Origin of the sequence: Citrobacter sp. wls827, from assembly GCF_005280875.1 — a bacterium.
Taxonomy (GTDB): Bacteria; Pseudomonadota; Gammaproteobacteria; order Enterobacterales; family Enterobacteriaceae; genus Citrobacter; species Citrobacter youngae.
Genome location: NZ_SZWR01000018.1, coordinates 346,650 through 349,132 on the forward strand (window position 1 = coordinate 346,650; position 2,483 = coordinate 349,132).

Annotated in this window: 3 protein-coding genes; 1 reads left to right on the forward strand and 2 read right to left on the reverse strand. The window is 50.3% G+C overall.

Translation table 11 applies throughout. From position 1 onward, the window contains the following. Both FDX03_RS23455 and queF read right to left on the reverse strand, forming a co-directional pair. On the reverse strand, positions 1-397 hold a 397-nt coding region (locus FDX03_RS23455; RefSeq protein ID WP_249357072.1), incomplete at its 3' end, for a DUF4478 family protein. A 113-nt stretch (positions 398-510) separates the two neighbouring features. Further along, positions 511-1,359 carry an NADPH-dependent 7-cyano-7-deazaguanine reductase QueF gene (gene queF / locus FDX03_RS14880; RefSeq protein WP_048213082.1) on the reverse strand — a complete coding sequence of 283 codons (849 nt, stop codon included), beginning with the start codon at positions 1,357-1,359 and terminating at the stop codon, positions 511-513. Between the two features lie 68 nt (positions 1,360-1,427). Here queF and syd point away from each other — a divergent pair, with 68 nt between their 5' ends. Then, on the forward strand, positions 1,428-1,973 hold the full coding sequence (gene syd / locus FDX03_RS14885; RefSeq protein ID WP_137346132.1) for a SecY-interacting protein: 546 nt from the start codon (positions 1,428-1,430) through the stop codon (positions 1,971-1,973). Positions 1,974-2,483 lie beyond the last annotated feature (510 nt).

The following is a 2,483-nucleotide window of genomic DNA, read 5'->3' on the forward strand; positions in this document are numbered from 1 at the left end:
AGACCAGGTTGGTGATGTGAACCGAGCTTTCGAGATCCAGATGCTGGAAACGACCCGCGTTATGGATCTGGCCATTGACGAAAAGAATGTCGCGCAGTACGGCAAACAGGTTGGCCTGCAGCGCGCGAATGATGCGCCCATCGACAAACGCGTCTTCAGGTGGGTTGATCAGTTCCAGCTTCACACCGCGTTCACGGCGCAGCACGTTAATGTCGAAACTTTCAAAACGAGACAGCAGCTCTTTGCTGTTGTCTGTCAAACTGCCGGAGTTCAGAACGGCAAGCGAACAGTTACGAAACAGTTGATACAGGTCGCTGCTGGCCGTGCGTTTAAGCATATCGACTTCCAGCTGCGACAACATGTCCATTGAGCCAAGCGGGCTAATATGTGTAATCAAGTAAACTCCTTACGGGACGAGAGATATCATCCTCTACTGATTACAATAGCCCTGGCTTATGACCTTTCACAACCTTGCGCGCGGAATCCGACACGCAAAATTGAGAAAAAAGATTACTGACGCACCAGTCTGCCTGTTGCGGGGGTGAAATCTGTGTTGGTGCGCCATGGGTTGATATCGAGGCCGCCGCGTCGCGTGTAGCGTGCGTATACGCTCAGTTTCTCCGGCTGACAGAAACGCAGCAGGTCATTGAAAATGCGTTCCACACACTGCTCGTGAAATTCATTGTGGTGGCGGAAGGAGACCAGATAGCGCAGCAACTTTTCCCTGTCGATTTTGCGACCGCGATACTGAATTTGTATGGAACCCCAGTCAGGCTGGTGGGTGATCAGGCAGTTGGATTTTAGCAGATGGCTGACCAGCGTCTCTTCCACCGCTTTTTCACCGCTTACGGCATTTTCCAGATAGTCGGTGCTGAACTGGTAGTTATCGATGACGATATCCTGATTGTCGATACAGGTGCCATTGAAGTGGGCTATCGGCTGCCCTTCCTGTTCGTCAAGACGATAGAGCGCTACGCTGACATCACCTTGCGCGCAGGCGCGTAGATCGTGTTCCAGCGTCTGACGGACGTGTTCCCATGAGTCAAAACGCGTCTGATTAAAACTGTTCAGATACAGCTTAAAACTTTTTGATTCAATCAGATTAACGCTGGTGTAATCCAGCTCCACATGGCCGACCGCAACCTGCGGTAAGCCGTTGGCATTCAGCCATGACAGTTCATACAGCGTCCAGATATCGGCGCCGTGAAAAGGCAGATTATCGGCCTTAAGATCCAGCGGGTCGCGGTTCAGGCTGCGCGGAACACCCTGCAGCAGGCTGGCGTCGTAAATATCCCGGTAATCCGTTGATTTTCCGAGAGTCAGGCCGTCAAGCGCCTGATGATTTTCATAAGAGGACATGTTTCACCGTCATAAACCAGATACACTATGCGACAAGTGTATCCTGGCTTTTGTGAAGAGAGAAATCAGTGGACGAATTGACAGCACAGGCGTTGACAGCCTTTACGACGCGTTATTGCGATGCATGGCATGAAAAAAACGGCAGCTGGCCGCTGAGTGAAGAGCTGTATGGCGTACCGTCTCCGTGCATCATCTCCTCCACGAACGATGCGGTGTACTGGCAACCGCAGCCTTTTGTGGGCGAGCCGAATGTAAACGCGGTTGAACGCGCCTTTGATATTGTGGTACAACCCGCTGTTCATGCGTTTTATACCACCCAGTTTGCCGGGGACATGTACGCACAATTTGCGGATGAGAAACTTACTCTGCTGCAAACCTGGTCTGAAGATGACTTCAGGCGCGTACAGGAAAACCTGATCGGCCACCTGGTTACGCAAAAACGCCTTAAGCTCTCTCCTACACTTTTTATTGCCACACTGGACAATGAACTTGATGTTATTTCAGTGTGCAACTTGTCTGGGGAAGTCTGCAAGGAAACGCTGGGAACCCGTAAACGGACGGTTCTGGCGGCCTCGCTTGCGGAATTTCTTACTCAACTTAAGCCTGTTCTGTAATCCAGTTTGCCCTAGGGCGTGTGAGAGATCTCTTACAAACCCTGTAGGAGATTGCCAGGTGATCAGTAAAGACTTCATCGACCGATATAATGTTAACTATTTATAATTCAATTGGTTAATGTTTTATTGATAACTTTCATATGAAAATAATCATTAGGGTATGTCTGTAAGTGTCTTGTAAGACAATGCGAAACAGGCGATTCTATCTCTGTCGACAAGGAGTCGCACAACGAAGTGAACATCAGGATGATGACACTTCGGCAGGACACACCAGGACGGTGCTGCAAGGACAGGTTTCAGGATGAAGCAAAGAGGAAAACGCGGGAAGCGTTAAAGGACACCTCCAGGATGGAGAACGAGAGCCGGTCAGGATGTTCGGCGGGTCAGGATGGCCAGGACACTTCAGGATGAAGTTTTCACATCGGGGTGATGTGAGCAGGATGCAAAAGTTCAGGATGAACGCGGTCGTAAGACCACAGGAAAAGTTGTCACGGATGAGCAGGGAGCACT